The sequence below is a fragment of the bacterium genome (genome assembly GCA_023228325.1).
Classification (GTDB): Bacteria; Auribacterota; UBA6266; order UBA6266; family UBA6266; genus UBA6266.
This window is the reverse complement of the sequence record JALOBK010000001.1, coordinates 1,846,576-1,870,093: the sequence shown is the minus strand read 5'-3', so window position 1 is coordinate 1,870,093 and position 23,518 is coordinate 1,846,576. Positions and strand designations below refer to the sequence as shown.

The following is a 23,518-nucleotide window of genomic DNA, read 5'->3' as shown; positions in this document are numbered from 1 at the left end:
GCAGCGTTATGTTCCTTCGGAAATACTCAACGTACCTGTAGTACGCCTCCGTTTCCCTCAGTCACAAGCCTTGCGGCTAACGACATCGAATACTTCTTCGCTACAATGATGAAATCAAAAATATTTCTTTATCTGTGTATATCTGAGTTATCTGTGGTTCAATTTTTTCCTCAAAGTTCAAGTCCCGGGTCATCAAAATGCGATATTCTCTTGAAATCGCCGTACCGGGATAAAATGTCTTTTTTGGTTATCTGTTTCAGTTTATCGAAACTGAAGCCTTCGACGTTGAACGAGGCGAGGACGCTTCCGCATATCATCGCCTGCTTCAGAGATACATTATCAAGTTTTTTTATTCTGTCAAGATATCCTATAAAACCGCCGGCGAACGTGTCGCCCGCTCCCGTGGGGTCGATTACCGCTTCAAGCGGGTATGAAGGCGCCGCGAATATCCCGTCTTTTGAGAAAAGAAGGGCGCCGTGCTCCCCTTTTTTTATTACGCATATCTCCGGGCCCCATTCCCTGATGATATTCCCCGCCTTGATTATGCTGGCCTGCTGTGTGAACTGCCTGGCTTCGGCGTCATTGATGATAAGAATATTTATCTTTTTAAGCAGTTTTAAGAGCGAGCTCCTTTTGAGTTCTATCCACAGGTTCATCGTATCGCACGCGGTCATAAACGACGGCGAAATATTCTTCAGGACAAAATGCTGGAGCTCGGGGTCGATATTGGCAAGAAACAGGGTATCGCATCTGGTGTAATCGGCTGGTATTTTGGGAGAAAATTTTTCAAAGACGTTCAGGTATGTCGCGTTTGTTTTCGCGACGTTCATATCAAATTCATACTCCCCTTCCCACCTGAATGTCAGGCCCTCGGCGACTTCGATTCCGCGTATATCCACGCCGGCTTTTTTGAGGAAATCCAGGTGTTTCTGCGGGAAATCCTGCCCCACCACTCCGACAACCATGACGTCGGTGAAAAAATTGGCCGAATACGAAAAATAAGTGGCCGAGCCGCCCAGCGCGGATTTCCTGTTTCCGAACGGGGTCTTAATCGAATCAAGGGCAATAGAGCCTACAACCATCACGCTCATTATCAGATAACCTCATCCATTTCTTTCATCGAGCAGAGTTTTCCGCACATTGTACATGATTTCTGCTTTATGGAAAAATCCTTTTTGCGCATCTTTTCCGCTTTTTTCCTGTCCATCGAGTATTCGAACTGCATATTCCAATCCCTTTTCTTCCGGTAAAAAGATATTTTGTCGTCTTTCACCCTGGAACCAGGGAGCCCTTTCGCGATATCGGCCGCATGAGCCGCTATCCTGGAGGCCAGCACGCCTTCCCTGACGTCGTTCTCATCGGGGAGCCTCAGGTGCTCCGACGGCGTTACATAACACAGCAGGCTTGCTCCGTGCCATGCCGCGAGCGCCCCGCCTATGGCGCTGGTTATATGGTCATAACCGGCCGCAATATCCGTAACAAGGGGCCCCAGCACGTAAAAAGGCATATCATTACACATTGTCCGCTGAAGCCTGATATTTGTCTCTATTTCATTCAAAGGGATGTGCCCCGGACCTTCTATCATCACCTGCACACCGTTTTCATGGGCGTATTTCGCCAGTTTGGACAAAACCATCAGTTCATGTATCTGCGAGCTGTCGGTCGCATCGGCAATGCATCCCGGCCTCATACCGTCCCCGAGGCTGAGCGTGATATCGTATTTCTCCGCTATTTCAATTACCCTGCCAAAATCTTTGAAGTAAGGATTTTCAAGCCCGTTATAATCCATCCACTTGGCGGTAATCGAGCCTCCCCTGCTGACAATTCCCATCAACCTCTTCTGTTCATTAAGTGTATTTAAAGTATCCGTATTTATTCCGCAATGGATGGTGACAAAGTCCACGCCCTCTTTCGCGTGATTCTCCAGCGCTTTGAAAAAAGACTCCGCGTCCATCTTTAAAAAAGTCTTTTTTGTTTTGATAAATTCGACTGCGGCGTCATATACAGGCACGGTTCCCAGGGGCAGGGGCACAGTCTTTAAAATCATTCTGCGGATTTTTGCCAGGTCTCCGCCGGTGCTTAAGTCCATTATGAAATCAGCGCCGGCTTCATAAGCCGCTTTTGCTTTTTTTTTCTCAAGCCCGGCGTCGCATAACTCGGGGGATGTCCCTATATTGGCGTTCACTTTAACGCTCAGGGGCCTGCCGACGGCTTTAATCCTCAGCTTCCTGTTTAAAAGCCTGTTCCTGGGGATGACGATTCTGCCTTCTATGATTCCTGCGACAAATTCATCCCTGCCGAGAGCCTCCCCGGACAAGGCGCCTTTTATCACATTATTCATTATCCCTTTTTTTGCTGCTGCGATAGTATTCAAAGATAACCCTTTCAACTTTTGTTTTTGGAAGAAAAACTGTCAATCGCGGATTTTAAATTGTAGGTGTATTCTTCCGGGTCGTCTGATTTTATTATTGCAGAAGAGACACAGACGGCGCTGCATCCGGTACTGAGGACATCCGTTATATTTTCTGCGTTTATGCCGCCTATAGCCGCTAATGGGAGGCTTGAAGACCTGACGGCTTCTTTAAGCAAATCCAACCCTATGACAGGGGCCTGCTTCGTGGAAGAAGGGAAGACAGAACCCACTCCGCAATAGTCCGCGAGCGCTTCCGCCGCCTGTTTAATATCGTCCGCGTTCCTGGCCGTGCTTCCGATTATTATTTTTTTGCCGTACTTTTTCCTGGCCTCGCGCGGGCTCATATCGCCTTCGCCCAGGTGTACGCCGGAGGCGCTGATTTCCTTTGCGATATGCATCCTGTCGTTGATTATAAAAGGTATGAAGAATTTATCGGCAAGCCGTTTTATCCTTTCCGCATTTTCCGAAAAGATGCCGTCGGCGCTCATCTTGTCCCTGTACTGTATAATATCGGCTCCCCCGTTGATAACCATAAACACGATATCTTCCAGCAGCCTGTTGCCGAGAAGGCTGTTATCCACAATCACATAAAGCTTCGGCTTCTTCCAGTATAAAGGATCTTTGAGATCAGGGATCTTTTTCATCAGGAATACCCGCAATCATTAAGAGTTTTTAATTTTCCTAGCCAGTTCCGTGGTGGATTTCCCCAAAATGTAATCCACTGTTTCCACTTTTCCGCCACGGCTTTCCACAAATTCTCTTCCCACTATGTTTTCCTTGTGCCAATCCGAACCTTTGACGAGTATGTCCGGCTGTACCGACTTTATCAGCTCCAGCGGCGTCGGTTCGTCAAAAATAATCACTTCGTCCACAAACCTCAGCGACTTCAACACTTCCATTCTTTCCTCTTCGCAGATATAAGGCCTGTCGCTGCCCTTGATGCCTTTTACGGAGGAATCGCTGTTCAGCCCGATTATAAGGCAATCCCCCAGTTTTTTCGCGCCTTCAAGGTATTTTATATGGCCTATATGGAGAAGGTCGAAACATCCGTTCGTAAAGACTATTTTTTCGCCTTTAGCCCGGTGTTTTTTCGCTATTTTTTCCGCAAGTTTAAAGTTAGTCATGCTTTCCTTTCTCGCCCAGCGAGCGTGTCCGATTAAAAACACAGAAAAACTGAAAATATTAAAATACAAAAACTAAAAACTTTTTTAACCACAGATTACACAGAACACACAGATAAAAAATCAAAAAACACATAAATAACTTAAAAACAAAAAACTTTCTAACCACAGATAACTCAGATAATCACAGATAAAAAGCAAAAAATATATAAATAGTTTAAAAATAAAAAACTATAATTCTTAAATTTTTCTTTTTCCTTTTCCTATCCCCGCCAGAGGCGGGCAAGTGTGTAAATCCCTGCCTGCCGCAGGCAGGTGTGTCATCCCCGCCTAAGGCGGGTAAATGTGGTTACTATCGCTTTTTTTAGCATCTGTGTCATTCGTGGTTCCAGACTTCTTTTACTGTTTAACAACTCAACTACTTAACTTTTTTTATGTTAACTCGTTTTCAATGATCTTGCATATTATATGTATGATAACCGAATGGGCCTCCTGTATCCTGGCCGTGGAATCCGACGGGACAATAATGGAAATATCGGATATATCCCTTATCTTTCCGCCGTCTTTTCCCGTTAAGGTTATCACCTTGATGCCCTTTTTCGAAGCGGAGACAGCGGCGTTTATAATCGAGTTTGAGCGGCCGCTGGTCGTAATCAGCAGGAGTATGTCGTTATCTTTTCCCAGCGCTTCGATCTGCTTCGAAAAGGCTTTATCGAACGAATAATCATTTGAAGCCGCCGTAAGCACAGATGAGTCCGTGGTAAGCGCTATAGCGGGCAGAGGGCGCCTTTCCTTTTCGAACCTTATCACTATTTCCGCCGCCATATGCTGGGCGTCAGCCGCGCTGCCGCCGCAACCTGCGATAAGGAGTTTCCCGCCGGATTTCAGCGCGCTGACAATGGCGGAAGACACTTCCGTTATATTTTCAGTCAGCTTTGTCATACAGTGCTTTGCCGTCGTTATGTTTTCCTCGAATATGCTCTGGATAAGATCATTATAATTCATCGCTATAATCCCCGCTGTTATCGAATATTTCCCGGGCACCCTTTGCGTTTTTCTTCGGGATGATCTTGGATATATTCACCTCAACGGATGAAATATTATCCAGCCCGAGGATGGCCAGAGACCTTTCTTTCACGACTTTTTGCAGCTGCTGGGCTATGATGGGTACATTGGCTCCCTCCCAGATATATGTTTTCAGGGATATTACAATCCCGTTTTTGCCTTTTTTTACAGCCGGGCTTATGCTTTTTATTTCCTTGAACTCCGAGCCCGCCTTTTCTATAAGGTCCTGTATTGTTTTCACCGAAACAGTGACTTCCCCCTCGGGGTTGTTATACGCTATCGACCTTATGGGTTTTTTAGTCAGCATGCCGCCAAGTATCACGAACAGCGCCGAAGCGGCGAAAAAGACGCCGCAGAAACCGATATATAAACGGACATGGGAATTGTTAAACGCGATATCCACCAGTCCATGGACATAATCTTTTTCGGTCAGGCCGCTTATCAGGAACGATGCCATAGCCAGGCCGAGCAATAAGGCGGCAAAGGTATATATTAGTTTAAAAAGCCCCGATATGAATTTCATACGTCATTCCTCTTTCTGGAGATTTTCAGGCAGTTTAATGCCATGGATACAGACATTTACCGACTTGACGCTGTTACCCGTCAATTTTTCAACGCGTTCCTTGATTTTCTTCTGGATTTCCAGCGCGACGTCGGGGATCCTGAAGCCGTATTCGATTGCAACGGAAACATCTACTATGAGGGTATTGTCCGCGAATTCGACTTTAATCCCCTTCTCACAGTGTTTTTTGCCCAGCATTCCGGCTATCCCTTCGACAAATCCCGGAGCCGAACATTCTATCCCCCGTATTTCGGCGATGGCTATCCCGGCGATAGTCGCTATCACGTCATTGTGTATTTTTGTTTCGCCGAGCGTATGTTCGCCGGGCGCGCTTATGTTCTCTTTGTTTTTTGCCTGCATTTACTCTTCTCTTTTTTCGCTGGTTATCTGGTCCACGAAATGCGTCGTGCAGTTGCCTCTCCTGAACTTTATGGAATCCAGTATCTTCTTGTGGAAAGAAACCGTCGTTTTGATTCCCGAGACGTCAAACTCGTCAAGAGCCCTGTACAGTATCCTTATCGCATCCATCCTTTTCGGGGCGTAGGCGATAAGTTTAGCGACCATTGAATCATAATTGGGAGGGATAGCATACCCCGGATACACGCACGTGTCTATCCTGATGCCGGGCCCGCCCGGGAGAAACAGCGAACTGATAGTTCCGGGTGTGGGCATAAAGTTCCTGTCGGGGTCTTCGGCGTTTATCCTGCATTCTATCGCGCATCCCCTTATCCTGACATCTTTCTGCGAAATAAAAAGTTTTTTCCCTGAAGCTATTTTAATCTGCTCCTTGACTATGTCGATTCCTGTGACAAGCTCCGTTACGGGATGCTCTACCTGGATGCGCGTGTTCATTTCCATAAAATAAAACTTCTTGTTCTTATCCACCAGGAATTCGATTGTCCCGGCGCTTTCGTATTTGACGGCCTTGCATATCTTAATCGCCGCCTGGCCCAGTTTCCTGCGGAGGTCATTGTCGACAAACGGCGAAGGCGCTTCTTCAAGGAGCTTCTGGTGGCGCCTCTGGATGGAACAGTCACGTTCCCCGAGATAGATTATCTTGCCGTAAGAATCAGCTAACATCTGGATTTCGATATGCCTGGGTTCCTCTATTAATTTTTCAATGTACACGTCGCTGTTGCTGAAAGCCGATTCGGCTTCCGAGCGCGCGGTCAGAAAAGCATTCGCCAGGCTGATATCATTATGGGCTATCCTCATTCCCCTGCCGCCGCCGCCCGCGGAAGCTTTGATAATCACCGGGTACCCGATTTTTTTCGCGATCTTCAGGGCCTCTTCCCTGTCGTGGACGACACCTTCGCTGCCGGGTATGACCGGAACTCCGGATTTCTTCGCTATCTTTTTCGCCTCGGATTTATTCCCCATCTTCCTTATCTGTTCCGAGCGTGGGCCAACAAACTTGATATTGCAGCTTTCGCATATTTCCGCGAAATGGTCGTTTTCGGCCAGGAATCCATACCCCGGGTGGATTGCGTCAACATCCCCGATTTCCGCGGCGCTTATTATAGACGGTATCTTGAGATAACTCTCCGAAGCGGGAGGCTTGCCTATGCAGACAGCTTCATCCGCCAGTTTGACATGCATGGAATCCTTGTCGGCAGTTGAATATACTGCTAGAGTTTTTATTCCTAATTCCTTGCAAGCACGTATTATACGTAAGGCAATCTCGCCTCTATTGGCAATCAACATTTTTTCAATCATTGGAATAAGGCTCCATAAAACGGTCTATTTATTCAATACGAAAGATTGGCTGACCGAATTCAACAGGTTCCCCGTTTTCGATAAATATTTCGGTTATCTTCCCGGAAAACTCGGATTCAATCTCATTCATCACCTTCATAGCCTCGATAATACAGACAATATCGCCTTTCTTGACGCTCTGTCCTTTTTCAACAAAGGAAGGGGCTTCGGGGGATGGGGCCCTGTAAAAAGTGCCTACCATGGGTGATGTTATAATATTGCCTTTTTTCATGCTCTCGGCCTGGGATGCGGAAGGTTCTGCTTTAGGGGCGCTTTGATTTTGCGGCAGCATATGGACATCTGACGATTCGGCTCTGGCCGCGTTGGGATGTATCTGCACGGCTCCGCTTTTTTTCAGCACGATTTTCAGCCCATCACGTTCCATTTCAAATTCCGTGATTTCATTTTCCTTCATCAATTTAACTATTTCCTGGATTTCTTTCAGATTCATAAGAAAAAACCCTCCTCGATTTTAAATCAGTTGTTATAACTGATTTAAACTAAAATCCTAAATTCTAATATCTAAACCCTAAACACTTGCCCGCCTTAGGCGGGGATAAAAAAGCAAAAAACACATAAATAACTTAAAAACAAAAAACTTTCTAACCACAGATAACTCAGATAATCACAGATAAAAAAGCAAAAAACACATAAATAACTTAAAAACAAAAAACTTTCTAACCACAGATAACTCAGATAATCACAGATAAAAAAGCAAAAAACATATAAATAGTTTAAGAATAATAAAACTATAATTCTTAAATTTTTCTTTTTCCTTTTCCCATCCCCGCCTAAGGCGGGCAAGTGTGGTTGATATTATTTTTTACTGTTTACGCTCTCTGTATATACGAGCCGCCGTCCCTGGTGTCCACCTTTAAAACATCCCCTTCGTTTATGAAAAGAGGGACCTGTATCACGGCGCCGGTCTCCAGAGTCGCCGGTTTGGAACCGCCGCTGACAGTGTTGCCCCTTAATCCCGGATCCGTTTTTACCACCTTGAGGTCGACAGTTACAGGAAGCTCGATGCTGACAGCCTTGTTGTCGTGCATTATTGCCTTGATTTCGGTGTTTTCCTTCAGGAACTTGACTGCTTCGCCCAGGACTTCCTTATCTATTGTGAACTGCTCGAATGTCTCCATATCCATAAAGTAATAATGGTCTTGTGAATTATACAAGTATTCGACCTGTTTAGCAACAATATACGCCATTTCCACGTTTTCATCGGACCTCATTTTTCTCTCTATCACGGCGCCCGTGGACAGGTCTTTCAATTTCAATGTCACTACGGGCGAGCGCTGCTGCATTTTTACATGCTGGTATGAAACGACGTTATAAAGCCTGCCGCTTAAAATCAGATAATTCCCGTTTCTCAACTCGTTAGCTGAAGCCATATTGCTTAAAACCCCCTTAAAAATTATATGTTCTTGATTTTGATAACCGTATCGGTTTTCCCCTGTTAAGCGAAAAAACATTTTCTATGCGTATGCCCCCCAGGCCCGGCAGGTATATTCCGGGCTCAATGGTAAAAACATTGCCGTTTGAGAGCGTCTCTCTGCTCCCCGGCGACAGATAAGGCTTTTCATGCACTTCCAGCCCTATGCCGTGCCCCGTGGAATGGATAAAATACTTCCCGTACCCGCTGGAAGATATGAATTTCCTCACTTCGTTATCTATGGAAGAGCAGCCGGCCCCGGGTTTCGATTTTTCAACCGCGATGTCAGATGCGCTTAATATAATGTTATATATTTTTTTAAAAATAGGCTTTATCTTACCCGTGAACAATACCCTTGTCAAGTCAGAACTATACCCTTTAAAAATAAATCCCATATCGACCAGGACTATGTCATTTGCGAGTATCCGGCGTCCGCCGCCGTAATAATGCGGCACGGCTGAATTGGGGCCGCTGGCCACGATAGGTTCGAAAGAACACCCTTCAGCCGAACAGTCCCTTGACATATTATATATAAGGTTTTTTATTTCCCCTTCTTTTACGCCGGGCTTTATCTTTTTTTCGATTTTCAGGAAAATGTCGTCCGCTATCCTGCAAGCCTCTTTGATTCTTTTTAATTCCCCGTCGTTCTTGACAGTCCTGAAAGATGATACGATATCATCCCTGCAGGACATATGGATTTTACCCAGGCGCTTTTTCAGCCTGTTGAGCCCGCTGACTGTGAGATAATCCCCGTTATACGCCAGTGTCCCGGCTTTCGCTTTTTCGCATAACTGCAGTATGGAGCCGGTAAAATCGCTTGATTCGACGGCCCTGAAGAGCCCCCCGGTCCTGCGGATTGACCCGTAATACCTCGCATCCGTGATAAGGACCGGCTCCGGCGCTCCTTTGAGAATAAGGATGACGGCTGTTGTGCCGCAGAAGCCCGACAGGTAACGGATGTTTTTCAGGTCGGTTTCAAGAAAAGCGTCGGCGGCGGCCGATTCAAGAATTTCTCCGGTTAACGAGGTCATCTGTTTTCGATTGTATAAATCGCGGCAAGGAGCCCGAGTATGTAACTGTATTCCCCGAACCCTGACACCTGTCCCTTTGCGACAGGCGCGATCAGGGACTTATGCCTGAATTCTTCCCTCTGGTATATGTTGGAGATATGCACTTCGATGACAGGGATATTTATAGACGCTATCGCGTCGCGTATGGCCACGCTCGTATGCGTGTATGCCGCGGGATTGATGACGACCGCGGCGTATGATTTTTCAGCCTGTCCCAGTTTGTCGACTATCTCGCCCTCGTGGTTTGACTGGAAAAAATCCAGTTCCGCATTTTTTTCTTTGGCAACGCGCGTCATCTGTTTGTTTATATTTTCCAGCGTCTTGCTGCCGTAAATGTCTTTTTCGCGCTTTCCCAACAGGTTCAGGTTAGGCCCGTTAATAACGAGAATTTTCATTTTTATCTCCCCAGCGTTATTTTTTTCTGCACCTGAAAAATCAATTCGTCCAATCCCTGCATTTCAGGTTCCAGCGCCGCCGCTTTTTCCAGGTTCGCCATAGCCTCGCCGTAATTTTTTATTTTATCATAAAAAAGTCCCAACTGAAGATAATAAAACGCTTTTGTCGGATAGCAGGAAATCGCCCGGCGCAGCTCAAGTTCTATTTCATCGGCGGGCAGTTTGCGGCCGCTGCTCAAATACAGGTCTTTTACGGCGGTCGCTATTTTAAAATGATAATACCCCGTCGTGGGTTCAAGCCTGGAAGCATCCCTGAAGTCAGCGAGCGCTTTTTCGTAATACCCCATATATTCGTAAAGAGAACCGCGGTATTCCCTCAGCTGTGCGTTTTCCGGGTCGGATATTATGGCCCTGTTGATAAAGTCCAGCGCGGAGGCTTCCTGTTTTTCCTGGAAAGCCCTGCTGGACTGCTCGAGCAGATCGGCGGAATCCACTATCGATTTCGAATAAGAGTATGAAAATATGAACGCGGCCAGTATTACCGCCAGAGACAGGGCGATGACGGCCCTGTTTTTCGCCAGGTTTAATGCCGGCCGGGAAATATTGTTTCTCGAAATGAAAACAGCCGACAGGAAAAAAAGAGCAGAGCTTATTCCGGGGATATACAAGACAAACTCCCATGCGCTGTCTATCAAAAGCCCCGCAACGCCCATGAATATCCCAAGCATAAGGTAATTATCGCTTTTGCCCAGGTCCATGCGCATACAGTTTTTCGCCATATTGAAGATGATTATGATTATGGCGGAAATGTAGAAAAAGAACCCGGTTATGCCTGTCTCGGCGAGAAACTGGACATAATCATTATGGGCCATCTGAGTTTCCTGGGCTTCCGGAAGCTTGTATTTCGGATAAAAAACCCCGAAAGCGCCGCTGCCCACGCCCAGCAGCGGTTTTTCCTTCACCATCTCAATCCCGGCTTTCCAGTAATCGAACCTGACTTTGGCCGATGCCCGGGGCGAACTGAAGAAATCGCCCTTATATTTCTGGAACAGCAGAGCGGACGATACCAGTATGACGACGATAACGGTTATCATTGCCAGCGCGAGCGAGCGCATCCTGCTTCTGGAACGGAAGAAGGCAAACAGCAGGTAGAACACAGACATTATAAAAAATGACAGAAGCCCGCCTTTTGAAAAGGTCAGGTATAAGGCTAAAATCACGGTAAGCGGCGAAAATATAATCCCTATTAACGCAGGAAAAAACAACATGGGCCTGAAGACATACATCGCAAGTAGCAGCGAACCCGCGGAAGCGGCTATGATAATGTTGCCGTATTTCCTGTAATCCCTCTCTTTTATGGTTTTTATGAATACCGAGAGCACCACAGGAAAAGTGAGCACGAGAAAACCCGCCAGCGCGTTGGGATACACAAACAGGGAGAAGACCCTGTTGCGGGAGAGCCTTCCGAGCAGGCTGCTCGAGAGATGCTTAGCCAGCCCTGTTTTTTCCACCCAGTCCCTTGTTTCCTGAAGGCCGTAGAAATACTGGTACAACCCGTAAAGCGAAATCAGGATAACCGACGCGGCCATGACATAAATGATAAAGTTATATGATTCTCTTTTTTTGAAATAGTTGAAAACCGAAATATATATGACTATCCATGTGATCTGGTTGACAAGCAGGTTCCTTCCCCTCCACGGAACAGATGAAAGCCGGCTGGACAGCAGGGAGACAAGAAAAAACGCCAGCAGCAGGCAGGCGATGACATCCATTACAAAGGCCTCTTTCTCTATTATATTCCTGGCGTATATCATTATTAACAGCAGGAACCACAGGACCAGGAAAATATAATTAGACCTTGGAAACACTATGCCGCTGAAAAAGGGCCTTGCGAAAACCACCAGGGACATGGCGGATATGATGGCCAAATCCAGGACCCTGGCGGGCCTTACCATCCAGGAAAGCAGTTTAATCCTTTTTTCTTCCATTATGCGCCCCGTAATATTCAAGTATGCCGATTATAAAAAGGATTAAAAAAACCTGCAGCAAAATCAACAGCGACGAGAAAAGTCTGTCTATTTCGGGAAGTATTATCGCCGCGATGCCGGTGCACAGGCAGATTATATAAATAAAGATTATCGCCGCCTTATAAGAGAACCCGAGGCGCATCAGCCTGTGCGAAAAATGATTTTTATCCGCGGCAAAGATGGAAACACCCTTGTACAGCCTTACGATAATGACGGAAAAAGTATCATACAACGGGACCGCGAGGACGACAATCGGCATCAGGATAGGGAATAATGTCCTGCTCTCGGAAGTATAGTAGGTCCCCAGCGTGGTAAACACCGCGAGTATGTAACCTAAGAACATACTGCCCGCATCCCCCATGAAAATAGTAGCTTTGTGAAAATTAAAAAAGAGAAAGCCCATCAGTGTGCCGGCGAGGATAAACAACATTGAAGAAATGAAAAGTTCCTTTGACGTCAGCGATATGACGCCGAAAACAACGGTGGCTATCAAAGCGACGCCTGCCGACAGGCCGTCGGCGTTATCCAGGAGGTTAAACGCGTTTATAATCAAAAAGAACCATACGTACGTGAAAAGGATTGACATGGCGTTATTCCCTAAAAACAGGCTTATCTTTATGCCGCTTACGATAGGGACAGTGGCCGCCGCGAGCTGCAGTATGATCTTCATCGCCGGTTTCAAATCATATTTGTCGTCATATAAGCCGGCCAGCACTATCAGCGCCCCGCCTAAAAAGATGGCCGAAAGCTGCGGCAGTTTGGCTACCATGCCGCTGTAATTCGGCAGGAAATAAGTATTCAGGCTTCCAACAAAGCCGTACCTGGCGTTAAGCGCTATGAATATGATTGCCAGCGCCGTTATCAGGAAGATATTCAAAAATATCGAGAGCCCGCCGAGCAAAGGTACTTTCTGCGTATGTATTTTCCGTGATGACGGGACGTCGATGAACCCTGTTTTCAACGCCGCTTTTTTGCACAGGATTGTCAGGGCCGCCGAAGACAGCGCCGATACAAAAGCCAGCGATATCATTTCCTTAAGCGGCATCATAAAGCGCATTCCTTCATATACAGCTTCTCTATTTCATCGACCATATAATTTTTATCGTAGTAAGGAAGAATAAGGGACTTCCCTTTCTGTCCCATATGATATCTTAACCCGCTGTTTTCTACAAGCTTATCAATCGCTTCCGCCAGAAGGGCGGTATCCTTCGGAGGCACAAGATAACCTGTTAAATCGTTTTTTACGAGTTCCCCGGCTCCGTCAATATCAAACGATACGACGGGTTTCGAGCAGGCATATGCCTGGGGAATAGCTTTAGCGAGCCCTTCCCTCAGCGAAGTATGGACCAGCATATCCGACGCGTTGATATAATCGGGGATCTCTTCCGGGTCTATAAGCCCGGCGAAAACCGTATTTTCTTTTATCCCGAGCTGTTCCGCTTTTCTTTCCAGTTCGTTTCTCAGTATGCCGTCCCCCACCAGCAGCAGGTATATATTCTTTTCGCCGGGAGCAAGGCGCGAAAAAGATTCCAATATATACTCGTGCCCTTTCAGATGGAACAGCCTTGCGATCTTGCAGATGAGGACAGCGTCCGGGGGGATATTCAGGCTTCTTCTTATCTCCTCTGACGCCCTCAACGGCTTTAAATATCTTGTGAGGTCGAAACCGCTTCTGATTACCCGGTATTTATCTTCCCTTGATACGCCCGCCGCTAAGGACTGCTGTTTCATCGCTTCGGAAACAGCGATGTATTTGTCGGTCAACCCGGAAACGGATTTCTCGCATATTTTATAGAAGCGGTTCAGCGCTAAGGACTGGTATTTATGGTAAGGCAGCCCGTGAATCGTATGTATTATGGTTTTTGTTCCGGCTTTTTTTGCGGCAAACCTTCCGATGATTCCGGCTTTTGAGCTGTGGGTATGCACTATATCATAGCGGTTGCGTCTTAATATCTTAAGTATTTTAAAAAAAGCGGCGGTATCCTTCAGGGGGTTGATTTCGCGCCGCATTTCATTTACTTCAATTATTTCCGCTTTCTTGTTTTTAATGCGCTGAAGGAGCTTCCCCTCGGGGCCCAGAGAAGGCCCCGTTATAAGTGTGACCCTGTGGCCCCTGTCAATCAGCCCCTCAACGGTAAAAACAGTATTCTCCTGCGCTCCCCCTACTATCATCCTTGTAATGATATGCGCGATATTCAATTTTTTCATTTTAATCCTGTTTCTCGAAAATACATACCAGCGCCTGTCCAAAGTTTTTTAATATGGGAATCCTGCAAAAAAAAGCGTCGACACAGTGAATTATATTGCTGCTGAACCAGAATCTGTGAATACCATAAAGGTGCAGAGGCGGAAACAGGGTCGTTGCCCTTGACCGGCGGAGCCTGAACCCGCAACTCTCGACAATTGAAATCCACTGGCCGATTGAAAACCGCTGGTTATGTTTGTCGGGATCCCACCCGGCGGCATTTTTTGCTTTCTTCTGCCTGCCGAAAAAACAAGCTGTTTTGGAAATAAAATCCGTAAATTTGTCATGCATTGCGGGAAAAGTTATCAATAACAGGCCGGTCTTCTTCAATAACCTGTTTGCTTCGAAACATAACCTGGATGGGTTTTCCACATGTTCTATTATATCTATTGCTATCGCTTTATCAAAACTGCCGCCGGGAAGAGGTATCTGCTCAACATTAGCGCAAACAGCCGTATAGTTTTGGACCTCATAAATTTTCATGGCATCTTCCGATTTTTTGATCCTTTCCCTGTTGATATCAATCCCGACCATTTCGCCGTACTGGCCCTTATAGATAATAGCCTGAGGCCCTTCTCCGCAGCCGATATTAATCACCCTCTCATTTGACCCGAGCGGAAAGAATTCCCTGTAGACCCTGCTGGATAAGAGTTTGCCTTCCAGAAAACCGAATTTGCTGTTTTTCATAAGAAAATCAGTCTTTACCCTTTTAATAAAATCAACCGGAAACCCGGGTTTTACGCGCATCCGGCGCGTCACAGCGCCCGGAATCCTGAATATGAAAGTTAATCAACCGCATATATTATAGTTCCTTTCCGGACATTTTCATAAAACTTATCGAAAGATCCATCAATTTCCTCCAATAAGCCCGCCGTATTTTCCGCCGGTTTGTACCCGTAAGTCTCATACATCCTGTTAAGCTCAACCCTGTTTATCAGAATATACCCGATATTATTCTCATATACGAATCTTCTTATATCCTTTTTGCCGTCATCCAGGGGTTTCAAGACGCTTTCGTTAAAAACCGTATTATAGACCGGCCTATAGCCGGCATAATAAGTCCTTGCTTCCCCGATATAAAGGACCCTGTCTTCGGGAGAAATATTTTTATTTAAAAAAGCCACAGCTGTATAATCATTATTTGCTTCCTCCAGAAAAAGATCCCTATCGTAATCCGAGAGGAATACTTTTAGAAAACCGCCTTCTATAAACAGGAGGAAACAGCTTATCAGGTTAAAAATGATAATGACGCTTATAATACAATTTAAAATTTTTTTATATGTAATGTTTAAATCAAGTTTATACATGGAAATCCCTCCCGCGATAAAAATGAAAGGCATTAGAGGAATTAAAAATCTCATATATCCTTTTGTAAAAAATGCCCATAAAATCAGGCCTGAAACATATATAAGAAAAATAATTTTAAGCATCCGGTCTTTACCGAGCGCGTAAGCTGTAAAGAGGGGGAAAATAAACAGCAAAGGGGATCCGAAATAATCATGTATGGAAAAAACCGCCAGCTGTTTCAGATTGCGCAGGCCGTCTGATAAGCCGCCGCAATGAGAAAAAACAAATCTCGCGTTTATTTCATCGTTCCATCCGCGAACGTGAAAAACAGAATTAAGCATGGGATAAAAGGGGTTTCCGGTCTGGATGACGTTTTTAAGCAGCCATGGCATAAAGGCTATAGCTGCCCACGCGGCATATAAACCGATACTTTTTGTAATTGTTTTCTTTTCCTCAAAGCAGGCCAGCGCAAAGACACACGGGATAAAAACGGTAAGCGCGGCGATATATTTAAATCCGACGGCAAACCCGGCAAATGCGCCCGATAACATCAGGAAGCCGGGTTTTTTATCTTTAAAGTATTTTAAGATGGAAATCACACAGCAAACAGAAAAAAAGGCCGCCGCTATTTCAACATGCGCGTACATCTGCTCTTTTGAGATGATGCCCATAATATAAAATCCCAGCGCGGCGTATAAAGCGCAAAGGGCATTCGAATGTTCTCTGACACAGGTATAAATCGCAATGACTATAAGTAATCCGAAGAAAAAATTTATGAATTTCCCGCTTTCTCCGAAAGCACCCCGGCATATGAGATATATCATAGACAGATTTGACGGGATGTTCATATACATATTATTTTCAAAATAACCGTACTGCCCGTCCCTCAGTATTTCTTTCGGAGCCGCCAGGTGATATTCAAGGGAATCGTACTCAAAAGCGGGTAATTGCGCGCCGAAGTAATTTATAATGACGGCAGCCAGCAACAGCGCTAATAAAAAACAAACTATGCCTGTTTTACTCCCCTGAAGGCAGATCTTGCCCTTGCCGGCTATTGAAAGGAATATGCAGTATAGGAAGCCGCAGAAAGACAAAATAAAAAATATGATTTTTGCAGTTTGGCCCGATATCCCGAATACACATGCTATCGACATTATCAAAACAGAAAATATTCCTGAGCCGGCAGCCACAGAAAATATAAACGATGTCGCGGCATCGGTTTTCAGTCCCGCAATTTTCAAAACAAAATGGCCTATGGCATAAAAGCAGATTAACAGGGATGCGTATATACATAATCTTCTGAAGGCCTGAAAAACCGCCGCGGAATCCGTATTTTCCGGCAATATCCTGTTTTCAGACAGCATGATCCTGAGACTTAATATTTCAGAATTCCTGTTTCCGTAAAAAAAAAGGAATAAAATCAGGATGAACAGAAAAACAAACAGATATTGTTTTCTGTTCAAAACGGCTGTGCAGATGTCCTTAATTATCATTGTATAATTTTTCAAAAAGAGGAATTATTTTGCCGCAGCTGAAATCTTTTGCCCGTTTTCGGGCATTTTCAGCTAAATACCTGCGCTTCTCCCCGTCCAGGGCAAGAACGCTTAATTTTTCGGCAAGGTCCAGATGATTGCCGGGCTCCGCGAAAAGGCCCGACTCGTTGTTTTCTATTATCTCATTTAACCCCGCGACATCGGATACGACAACCGGCTTTCCCGCAGCTATCGCTTCAAGAGCCGAGATCCCGAAACCTTCCCACAAAGAAGGCATAACAAAAATATCAAGCATATCCATAAAGGCCGCGCTGTCCTTTACAAAACCCGTCAACCTTATATGGTTTGTCATTCCTCCGGCCTTTATTTTTGCCTCAAGATGATCCTTTAAAGGACCTGTTCCCCCGATCAAAAATATAATGCCGGGAACCGCGGCAGTAATAACTTTAACGGCGTCAATCAAACAATCATACCCTTTTTGTTTATGCAAATGCCCGAGGGACCCTACGATTAATTTCCCGCCGGGGTTTCCGGGAATCTCATTCTTTTCAACAGCGGCGGGAGCCGGCTCCCTGCCGAGCAGGGTTTCATCGATGCAATTATATATGACAATAACCTTATCTTTATTTATGCCTACCCTGTTGATCAAATAATCTTTAACCCCGCATGAACAGGCGACTATCCTGGTTGTAAAACCCGCAAGATACTTTTCAAGGAACCTGAAAGGAACACGCGATTTATATGAATATATATTCTGTTCGGAAGATATTATTTTTTTGACGCCGGCAAATTTAGCGGCAAGCCGGCCGTAGACCTGAGAAAGCACAAGGTGCGTATGGACTATATCGGGGCTTATCTTCTTTATTGTATTTATCAGTCTTTTGAACGCGGACACGTCAAAATTTCCCCTCATGGGAATTGTATGGCATTCCGCTCCTTTATTTTTTGCGGAATCTCTCAGATAAGAACTTTTATCCTGTCCCCTGTCCAGAAAAACAACAGTGTTTACAAACGCGCTTTTATCGATCTTATCCAGAATGGTTTCAAGGAGCCTCTCGTTTCCCCCGAGATCCATGCTGTTTATTATATGGACTATCTTTTTCATTTCCGCAAAACCCCGGATGCTATTTAAAATCTTTTTTTAAATAAAATCCCGCGATGAAAAACCACACGGAATTTACAACGACTAAAATCGACGACATAACGAGCGCGGACGCTATCATCCCGTAAGCCGGCACAAAAATTATGCTAAAACCCAGAAGCATGACAGCAGCTATGCAATTTATCAGGGTTGAAATCTGGGGTTTCTCTATGGACAGGGAAAAGGGGCGCGCCCACTTTGTCATCGCCATTATAAAAGCGCCCGGTATAAGTATGCGCATCACAACCGAAGATACAATATATTCCGGCGGGTAAAATATTTTTATTACAAATGCCGGTTTTAAAAACATAAATAAAGCGGCGGGGAACACAACAGCAAAACAGTACAGCATTGTTTTTTTAATGATATGAAGGTATTGCCGCTTATCCTTATTGAGATACAGTTTTGTAAGCACAGGATAAAGGATTTCCTGGATCGGGGAAACAAGTATAAGGATAAAAAGAGTCAGACTTTTGCCTATTTTATAAAAACCCACTTCAGACGGCAGGCGGAAAAAACCGAGAATCACCATATCCATATCCGCCCATAATGATTTTATCGTTGAAGAAAAAGCTATATGCAGCATGAATTTTTTTATTTTATAAAACGGGAGTTCGGCAAAGCCCGCGGCCTTCTCCGGCCCGAAGTTCCGCTTCATCTCTTTTACAGACAGGAAAACGCCCGTAAAAAAAGAAACTGCGTTTGAAACGGCAAACCCGATAAGAACCCCCGTAATGCCGAATTTTATAAGGGCCAGAGGCAATAAAAGCCTTAAAACATTTTTCTGGATTCTTACGGCGGCAATATAATTAAATTTTCTGAAAGATTGAAGGACCCCGTTATACGACCCTTCGGACATCAGGAAAAAAAGCGACGGGAGGTAAAGCTTTAAGATAAAAGCAAAATCCGGGATATGCTTAAAGCACCGCCCTATAAAAGGGGCCATAAAATACAGCGCCGCGACAAGTATAAGAGACATCATGGAATCAAAGAGCAATCCTATCTTGCAAACAGCCTTTGCAAGGGTTTTATTCCCTTCCATTTTAAATTCCATGGAATACCTTACAATCACTTCCTCGGTTTTCAAATCGAAGAAAAGCGCGATAAGCGATAAAGTCGCTATAACTGTATAAAGAGCTCCTACTTCGGAAGGCGAAAGTATCCTGGCAAGAATGACAGTGAGGATAAATCCGCTGCCCGCCGCCGTCAAATTACCCGTATAAGAATAAAAAGCGTCAGCCTTCAGCCCGCTGAATTTCCGGAAAATAAATTTATTCATTTTTTTGCGCTCTTTCACGTTATCCTGTCATTTAAAGTTCCAGCCGCAAACTCATGTTATTTATCCAATATATCTCCTGCTCCATATTTTAAAGGTATAATAAGCCCATAATTCCTTTAAAAAATATCCTTTTCCTGAAAAATGGCATTCGGCCATATTTTTTAAAAAAACTTTATTGAAAAGCCCTTTTTCGCCGTTTTCTTCATTAATCATATCCGTCAGGCTGTCTTTCAGCACAGTTCTCAACCACGTTGAAGCGGGCGTTATAAAACCCATTTTTTTCGCGGATATGACTTCATCCGGAATCATTCCCCTGAATGCCTTTCTCAGCAGGTGTTTTGTCCTGAAGAGGCTGACTTTGTGTTTTTCATTTATAGTCGCGCTGAGCTCTACAAGCCTGTGATCAAGAAAAGGGACCCTGACTTCAAGCGAATTTGCCATGCTCATCCTGTCAACCAGGCTGAGAGCGTGGTCCGGAAGCCATGTTTTGATATCGGCGCGCATCATTTTATTCCTGAATCCGGATTTTTGCCGGATATCCAGATACCGGTTTAACGCTGAATCGGCATCCTTAAAAAAGTTATCGGAAATTTTCGGCGAAAGCATTTTGTCCCTCACGTTTCCTCTTACGGCGGCAGACCAGAGGTAATACCTTTCAAGCGGGTCATCCAGCGCTCCCGCTTTAAGCATAAATTTTTCAGCCGCCGGTTTGGAACCGAGGGATAAGATAATTCCCGCGGCATTTTTAAGCAGAACGTTTTTTCCCGCTATCTCAATCCATCTGTCATAAATATACCTGTTGTAACCGCCGAATAATTCATCTCCCCCGTCCCCGCTAAGGCAGACTTTTACATCTTCAGACGCCAGTTTGCATAAGAAATAATCGGGAATTGCCGTAGGGTTTGAAAGAGGGTCGTCAAGCATCTGGATTATTGACGGGGCATCTTTTGCGGCTTCATCCGCGTATACCCTGAATTCTTTATGCTGTGTGCCTAAAAAATCGGCGGTCTTTTTCGCCATAAGCGCATCCAGATTGAATCTCTTATAAGATTTATCCGCGGTTTCAAAACTTATGGAAAAAGTCCTGACTTCCCTTTTTCCCGAAGATCTCATCAGCGCGACTATACTCGATGAATCAATGCCGCCGCTCAGGAACGCCCCGAGAGGAACATCGCTTATAAGCCTTAGATTAACGGCATCCGCAAGACAACAGCGCACTTTTTCCATTAAATCCTTTTCTTTGAAAACGGATTCGCGGCAATCAACGTCCCAGTAAAGTGATTTTGTTGCCGCGCCATCCTGATATACAAGGACCTCTCCCGGTTTCAGCTTAAAACAATTTTTTAGCATTGTCAGGGGCGAAGGAACATATAGATAGGTGAAATAATCCGCAAAAGCCGTATAGTCGATTTCTTTTCTGACAAAAGGATATTCGATTATGCCTTTTATCTCCGAGGCGAAAACAAAAGCGTCTTTCGCCTGATAATAATAAACAGGCTTGATACCCAGCCGGTCCCGGGCTAAAACCAGTTTCTTTTTGCGGATATCATATATTGCGACGGCAAACATACCGTTAAAATGATTAAAGCAGTCTATCCCGTACTCCTCGTACGCGTGAACAATGACTTCCGTATCCGATTTGGTTATAAAATTGTGCCCTTTGGACTTCAATTCATTTTTTAAACCTATATAATTATAAATTTCCCCGTTAAACACCGCCGCGACAGACCTGTCTTCATTGAAAAGAGGCTGGCAGCCTGTCTCAAGGTCAATGATACTCAGCCTTACATGGCCCATTAAAATATCGTTATCCGAATAAAACCCTTCTTCATCCGGCCCGCGGTGCTTCATAGCCCTGCAGGAAGCGTATAAAGCGCTTTTATATTTTTGGGCGCTTTTGTCAGATGTTATTATTCCCGATATTCCGCACATTTGTCTTTCTTCTTTTTATATTTATTCCAGAGCGTCGAATATTGTCTTTGCTCTTTGATCCCATGAATACAAAGAAACTTCTTTTGCGGCGGCGGCAGCGGCCTGTTTAAGTCCGGCGGGATTCCCCTTCAGTCCCATAATCTTTCCGGCAAGTTCACGGAAGTCATCCGGCCTGAATAAAAAACCGTTCTCGCCGTCCCTGATTATCTCGGACACTCCGGGAAGGTCGCTCCCTATAACAGGCACCCCGCATGCCATCGCTTCAAACAATTTTAACGGCGAAGAATACTTTGAAAAAGTCCTATTCGCCGCGCTGTTGGGAATTACCATAAGATCACACGCTTTTATAAAGGAAAAAACGTCGCGCGGCTTTAAGTACCCCATATATCTTATCTTGCCGGATTTCTCAACGCCGGCGGATCTCATCATTCCCCGAAATTCCCGATGCGGGCCGCCTGCAAGCAGGACACGGCAGTCGTCCGTAATATACTTCGCCGCCCGCAGAAGCGTTGCAACTCCTTTCCAGTCAAAAAAACTCCCGGCATAGCCGATAATAAATTTTCCCGCAAGTTCTTTTTCAAGGGCGGGATCGAAAATATCAGCCGGCGCGCTTTGCGCTTTTCCTATATCTGTTCCATCAGGGCAAACAAGGATTTTTTCTCCGGATACGCCGGAAGAAACCAAATCACGCTTAAGAGCATTTGTTATAGCTACAATCATATCGATTTTTTTCTGGACATTTACCAATAACCCGGTTTCCCTGGCCGTCAATTTATGGCATTCATATATAATCTTATGTTTTGAATTAATTCCCCCGGAAACCAGCGCTTTTAATACTCTTTTGCTCCGTGTAAACACAAGCGCTTTTTCCCTGTCCTTCAGATAAGCAACCGATTTTTTGGCAAAAATATTTTCCTGCAGTATAAAAAATAAACTTTCGACATAAGGAATCGCCGCTTTTCTGAAAAAGGGCAGGAAATCGGGAGTTTTTATCACTTTTATTTCAAAACGCTTTTCCACCCCGTAAAAATCATAAATATCCCCGAATTCTTTTGCCCTGCCGTGGTTTACCCTGGAAGGAACAATAAGCCTGACTTCCCTGTATATCCTTGAAAAAGCATCACACATCTTAACTATCTGGCAGCCGTTGGCTTTTTCAGTCGGCAGCCTGGCGCTCGCTATATAGTATAAATCACACTTTTTCATATAAATGGCCGGTAATATCTTCTATAACGGAATGGATTTTTTTTATACAATCGTTTAAATCATGGTTTTCCGCGACAATGGCTCTTAATTGCGGGCCATAAGCCGACTTTTGCTCTATTGTCAGGGCTGAAAGCATTTCTATCTTTTCCGCCAATTCCTCCGGATCGTTCTTCTTCAGATAAAATAATTTTAAATTGTCCGGCAAGACGTCTGCAAACGCTTTGTTGCTGGTAAGGGTAAGACAGCCGCAGCTCATTGATTCCAGGACGGATTTATCGAGGCTGTCGGTATCGCTTAAATTAACAAATATATCGGATGATTTATACAGCAAAGCGATATCTTTATGCAAAACCGGGCCGATTAATCTTACCTGCCCGGCTAAGCCGTAATTTAAAATCTTCTTTTCGATGCCCCTGAGATAATTGCAATGCGTTTTAGAGGGAGAATCCCCGGCAATAACGCACCCGAACCCGGTTCTGCCCCGTTCTTTAAGAATTCCCAAAGCTTCTATGAGGATTTCAATCCTTTTTATCGGGACTATCCTGCCCGCGGAAAATATTTTGACGTTTTCGCCGCCTGCCTGATATTTTTTCAAACCAAACATATCCATATCTATCCCGTGTCCCGTTACGGTAACTTTTCCCGATTCAAGCGGAAAACTGCTTCTTGACGCCGTGACTACCCTGTCGCAAACCAGATGCGCCGCCCGCAGTTTCAGCGTAGCCCTGCCATGTGTATACCACATAACGACAGGGATTTTATACAGGTATTTAACCGGCAGCAAAGCCAGCGCGTAAACAGGGCACATGTGGACAAACATACAGTCTATCCTTTTTTCTTTTTGTATCGCGGCGGCGGAGCAGTACAGCCTTTTGAGGATTTTTACCCTGCCTTTACTGTTTTTTCCCTTAAGCCCGATAACTTTAACATTTTCCGGCAGGTCATATTTTCCGACCTTAAGCGCAAATACAAAAACTTCTTTAAAGACAGAGGCTAATTCCGATACCCATTTTGTGAAAAACCCGAGCAGCCAGTCACTGTCATCCAGAGCCTGGGTGACGATTAAAATATTTAATTTTTTATTTTCCACCTGGA

The 23,518-nt window shown here is 44.9% G+C and carries 22 protein-coding genes; all 22 read right to left on the bottom strand.

All coding sequences use genetic code 11. The features are described 5' to 3' along the window. Positions 1 to 170: 170 nt before the first annotated feature. Positions 171 to 1,091, bottom strand: coding sequence for a PfkB family carbohydrate kinase (locus M0R36_08955; GenBank protein MCK9555924.1), 921 nt, complete (start codon positions 1,089 to 1,091; stop codon positions 171 to 173). A gap of 2 nt (positions 1,092 to 1,093) precedes the next feature. Then, on the bottom strand, positions 1,094 to 2,374 hold the full coding sequence (thiC, locus tag M0R36_08950; protein ID MCK9555923.1) for a phosphomethylpyrimidine synthase ThiC: 1,281 nt from the start codon (positions 2,372 to 2,374) through the stop codon (positions 1,094 to 1,096). 11 nt (positions 2,375 to 2,385) lie between these two features. Next, positions 2,386 to 3,057 carry a thiamine phosphate synthase gene (thiE, locus tag M0R36_08945; protein MCK9555922.1) on the bottom strand — a complete coding sequence of 224 codons (672 nt, stop codon included), beginning with the start codon at positions 3,055 to 3,057 and terminating at the stop codon, positions 2,386 to 2,388. An 18-nt stretch (positions 3,058 to 3,075) separates the two neighbouring features. After that, positions 3,076 to 3,537, bottom strand: a complete 462-nt coding sequence (gene rfaE2 / locus M0R36_08940; GenBank protein ID MCK9555921.1) for a D-glycero-beta-D-manno-heptose 1-phosphate adenylyltransferase — start codon at positions 3,535 to 3,537, stop codon at positions 3,076 to 3,078. 429 nt (positions 3,538 to 3,966) lie between these two features. Further along, on the bottom strand, positions 3,967 to 4,539 hold the full coding sequence (locus tag M0R36_08935; GenBank protein MCK9555920.1) for an SIS domain-containing protein: 573 nt from the start codon (positions 4,537 to 4,539) through the stop codon (positions 3,967 to 3,969). Beyond that, positions 4,529 to 5,122 carry an alkaline shock response membrane anchor protein AmaP gene (locus M0R36_08930; protein MCK9555919.1) on the bottom strand — a complete coding sequence of 198 codons (594 nt, stop codon included), beginning with the start codon at positions 5,120 to 5,122 and terminating at the stop codon, positions 4,529 to 4,531. The genes M0R36_08935 and M0R36_08930 overlap by 11 nt, the downstream gene beginning before the upstream one ends. Positions 5,123 to 5,125: 3 nt before the next feature. Then, positions 5,126 to 5,521: an Asp23/Gls24 family envelope stress response protein gene (locus M0R36_08925; GenBank protein ID MCK9555918.1), complete on the bottom strand. Its 396-nt coding sequence runs from the start codon at positions 5,519 to 5,521 to the stop codon at positions 5,126 to 5,128. Beyond that, the gene (gene accC, locus M0R36_08920; GenBank protein ID MCK9555917.1) at positions 5,522 to 6,877 is read right to left on the bottom strand and encodes an acetyl-CoA carboxylase biotin carboxylase subunit; all 1,356 of its coding nucleotides are present in this window, start codon (positions 6,875 to 6,877) and stop codon (positions 5,522 to 5,524) included. A 28-nt stretch (positions 6,878 to 6,905) separates the two neighbouring features. Next, entirely contained in the window at positions 6,906 to 7,367 is a 462-nt protein-coding gene (gene accB, locus M0R36_08915; protein MCK9555916.1) for an acetyl-CoA carboxylase biotin carboxyl carrier protein, read from the bottom strand. Between the two features lie 379 nt (positions 7,368 to 7,746). After that, complete coding sequence (gene efp / locus M0R36_08910; protein MCK9555915.1) at positions 7,747 to 8,307, bottom strand: elongation factor P; 561 nt, start codon at positions 8,305 to 8,307, stop codon at positions 7,747 to 7,749. Between the two features lie 16 nt (positions 8,308 to 8,323). Further along, positions 8,324 to 9,379: an aminopeptidase P family protein gene (locus M0R36_08905; GenBank protein MCK9555914.1), complete on the bottom strand. Its 1,056-nt coding sequence runs from the start codon at positions 9,377 to 9,379 to the stop codon at positions 8,324 to 8,326. Further along, on the bottom strand, positions 9,376 to 9,813 hold the full coding sequence (aroQ, locus tag M0R36_08900) for a type II 3-dehydroquinate dehydratase (protein ID MCK9555913.1): 438 nt from the start codon (positions 9,811 to 9,813) through the stop codon (positions 9,376 to 9,378). The genes M0R36_08905 and aroQ overlap by 4 nt, the downstream gene beginning before the upstream one ends. Positions 9,814 to 9,815: 2 nt before the next feature. Beyond that, positions 9,816 to 11,801 carry an O-antigen ligase family protein gene (locus M0R36_08895; protein MCK9555912.1) on the bottom strand — a complete coding sequence of 662 codons (1,986 nt, stop codon included), beginning with the start codon at positions 11,799 to 11,801 and terminating at the stop codon, positions 9,816 to 9,818. Beyond that, positions 11,782 to 12,888 (bottom strand): undecaprenyl/decaprenyl-phosphate alpha-N-acetylglucosaminyl 1-phosphate transferase, encoded by a 1,107-nt coding sequence (locus M0R36_08890; protein MCK9555911.1) that lies wholly within the window; start codon positions 12,886 to 12,888, stop codon positions 11,782 to 11,784. The genes M0R36_08895 and M0R36_08890 overlap by 20 nt, the downstream gene beginning before the upstream one ends. Then, positions 12,885 to 14,048, bottom strand: a complete 1,164-nt coding sequence (locus M0R36_08885; GenBank protein MCK9555910.1) for a glycosyltransferase family 4 protein — start codon at positions 14,046 to 14,048, stop codon at positions 12,885 to 12,887. Before M0R36_08885 ends, M0R36_08890 begins: the two co-directional genes overlap by 4 nt. Position 14,049: 1 nt before the next feature. Continuing rightward, entirely contained in the window at positions 14,050 to 14,772 is a 723-nt protein-coding gene (locus tag M0R36_08880; GenBank protein MCK9555909.1) for a class I SAM-dependent methyltransferase, read from the bottom strand. A 98-nt stretch (positions 14,773 to 14,870) separates the two neighbouring features. Continuing rightward, positions 14,871 to 16,865 carry a glycosyltransferase family 39 protein gene (locus tag M0R36_08875; protein MCK9555908.1) on the bottom strand — a complete coding sequence of 665 codons (1,995 nt, stop codon included), beginning with the start codon at positions 16,863 to 16,865 and terminating at the stop codon, positions 14,871 to 14,873. Further along, entirely contained in the window at positions 16,855 to 17,970 is a 1,116-nt protein-coding gene (locus M0R36_08870; protein MCK9555907.1) for a glycosyltransferase, read from the bottom strand. The genes M0R36_08875 and M0R36_08870 overlap by 11 nt, the downstream gene beginning before the upstream one ends. A 19-nt stretch (positions 17,971 to 17,989) precedes the next feature. After that, a complete protein-coding gene (locus M0R36_08865) occupies positions 17,990 to 19,285 on the bottom strand; it encodes a flippase (protein ID MCK9555906.1) in 1,296 nt (431 codons plus the stop codon). A 60-nt stretch (positions 19,286 to 19,345) separates the two neighbouring features. Beyond that, positions 19,346 to 21,217 (bottom strand): asparagine synthase (glutamine-hydrolyzing), encoded by a 1,872-nt coding sequence (asnB, locus tag M0R36_08860; GenBank protein MCK9555905.1) that lies wholly within the window; start codon positions 21,215 to 21,217, stop codon positions 19,346 to 19,348. Between the two features lie 21 nt (positions 21,218 to 21,238). Beyond that, complete coding sequence (locus tag M0R36_08855; protein MCK9555904.1) at positions 21,239 to 22,423, bottom strand: glycosyltransferase family 4 protein; 1,185 nt, start codon at positions 22,421 to 22,423, stop codon at positions 21,239 to 21,241. Next, positions 22,410 to 23,513, bottom strand: a complete 1,104-nt coding sequence (locus M0R36_08850) for a glycosyltransferase family 4 protein (GenBank protein ID MCK9555903.1) — start codon at positions 23,511 to 23,513, stop codon at positions 22,410 to 22,412. Before M0R36_08850 ends, M0R36_08855 begins: the two co-directional genes overlap by 14 nt. Between the last annotated feature and the right edge of the window lie 5 nt (positions 23,514 to 23,518).

Coding starts and splice junctions, on each gene's coding strand:
- M0R36_08955 (MCK9555924.1), bottom strand. CDS start 1,091: ATGAGCGTGATGGTTGTAGGCTCTATTGCCCTTGATTCGATTAAGACC.
- thiE (MCK9555922.1), bottom strand. CDS start 3,057: ATGAAAAAGATCCCTGATCTCAAAGATCCTTTATACTGGAAGAAGCCG.
- rfaE2 (MCK9555921.1), bottom strand. CDS start 3,537: ATGACTAACTTTAAACTTGCGGAAAAAATAGCGAAAAAACACCGGGCT.
- M0R36_08935 (MCK9555920.1), bottom strand. CDS start 4,539: ATGAATTATAATGATCTTATCCAGAGCATATTCGAGGAAAACATAACG.
- M0R36_08930 (MCK9555919.1), bottom strand. CDS start 5,122: ATGAAATTCATATCGGGGCTTTTTAAACTAATATATACCTTTGCCGCC.
- M0R36_08925 (MCK9555918.1), bottom strand. CDS start 5,521: ATGCAGGCAAAAAACAAAGAGAACATAAGCGCGCCCGGCGAACATACG.
- accC (MCK9555917.1), bottom strand. CDS start 6,877: ATGATTGAAAAAATGTTGATTGCCAATAGAGGCGAGATTGCCTTACGT.
- accB (MCK9555916.1), bottom strand. CDS start 7,367: ATGAATCTGAAAGAAATCCAGGAAATAGTTAAATTGATGAAGGAAAAT.
- efp (MCK9555915.1), bottom strand. CDS start 8,307: ATGGCTTCAGCTAACGAGTTGAGAAACGGGAATTATCTGATTTTAAGC.
- M0R36_08905 (MCK9555914.1), bottom strand. CDS start 9,379: ATGACCTCGTTAACCGGAGAAATTCTTGAATCGGCCGCCGCCGACGCT.
- aroQ (MCK9555913.1), bottom strand. CDS start 9,813: ATGAAAATTCTCGTTATTAACGGGCCTAACCTGAACCTGTTGGGAAAG.
- M0R36_08895 (MCK9555912.1), bottom strand. CDS start 11,801: ATGGAAGAAAAAAGGATTAAACTGCTTTCCTGGATGGTAAGGCCCGCC.
- M0R36_08890 (MCK9555911.1), bottom strand. CDS start 12,888: ATGATGCCGCTTAAGGAAATGATATCGCTGGCTTTTGTATCGGCGCTG.
- M0R36_08885 (MCK9555910.1), bottom strand. CDS start 14,048: ATGAAAAAATTGAATATCGCGCATATCATTACAAGGATGATAGTAGGG.
- M0R36_08880 (MCK9555909.1), bottom strand. CDS start 14,772: ATGAAAAACAGCAAATTCGGTTTTCTGGAAGGCAAACTCTTATCCAGC.
- M0R36_08875 (MCK9555908.1), bottom strand. CDS start 16,865: ATGATAATTAAGGACATCTGCACAGCCGTTTTGAACAGAAAACAATAT.
- M0R36_08870 (MCK9555907.1), bottom strand. CDS start 17,970: ATGAAAAAGATAGTCCATATAATAAACAGCATGGATCTCGGGGGAAAC.
- M0R36_08865 (MCK9555906.1), bottom strand. CDS start 19,285: ATGAATAAATTTATTTTCCGGAAATTCAGCGGGCTGAAGGCTGACGCT.
- asnB (MCK9555905.1), bottom strand. CDS start 21,217: ATGTGCGGAATATCGGGAATAATAACATCTGACAAAAGCGCCCAAAAA.
- M0R36_08855 (MCK9555904.1), bottom strand. CDS start 22,423: ATGAAAAAGTGTGATTTATACTATATAGCGAGCGCCAGGCTGCCGACT.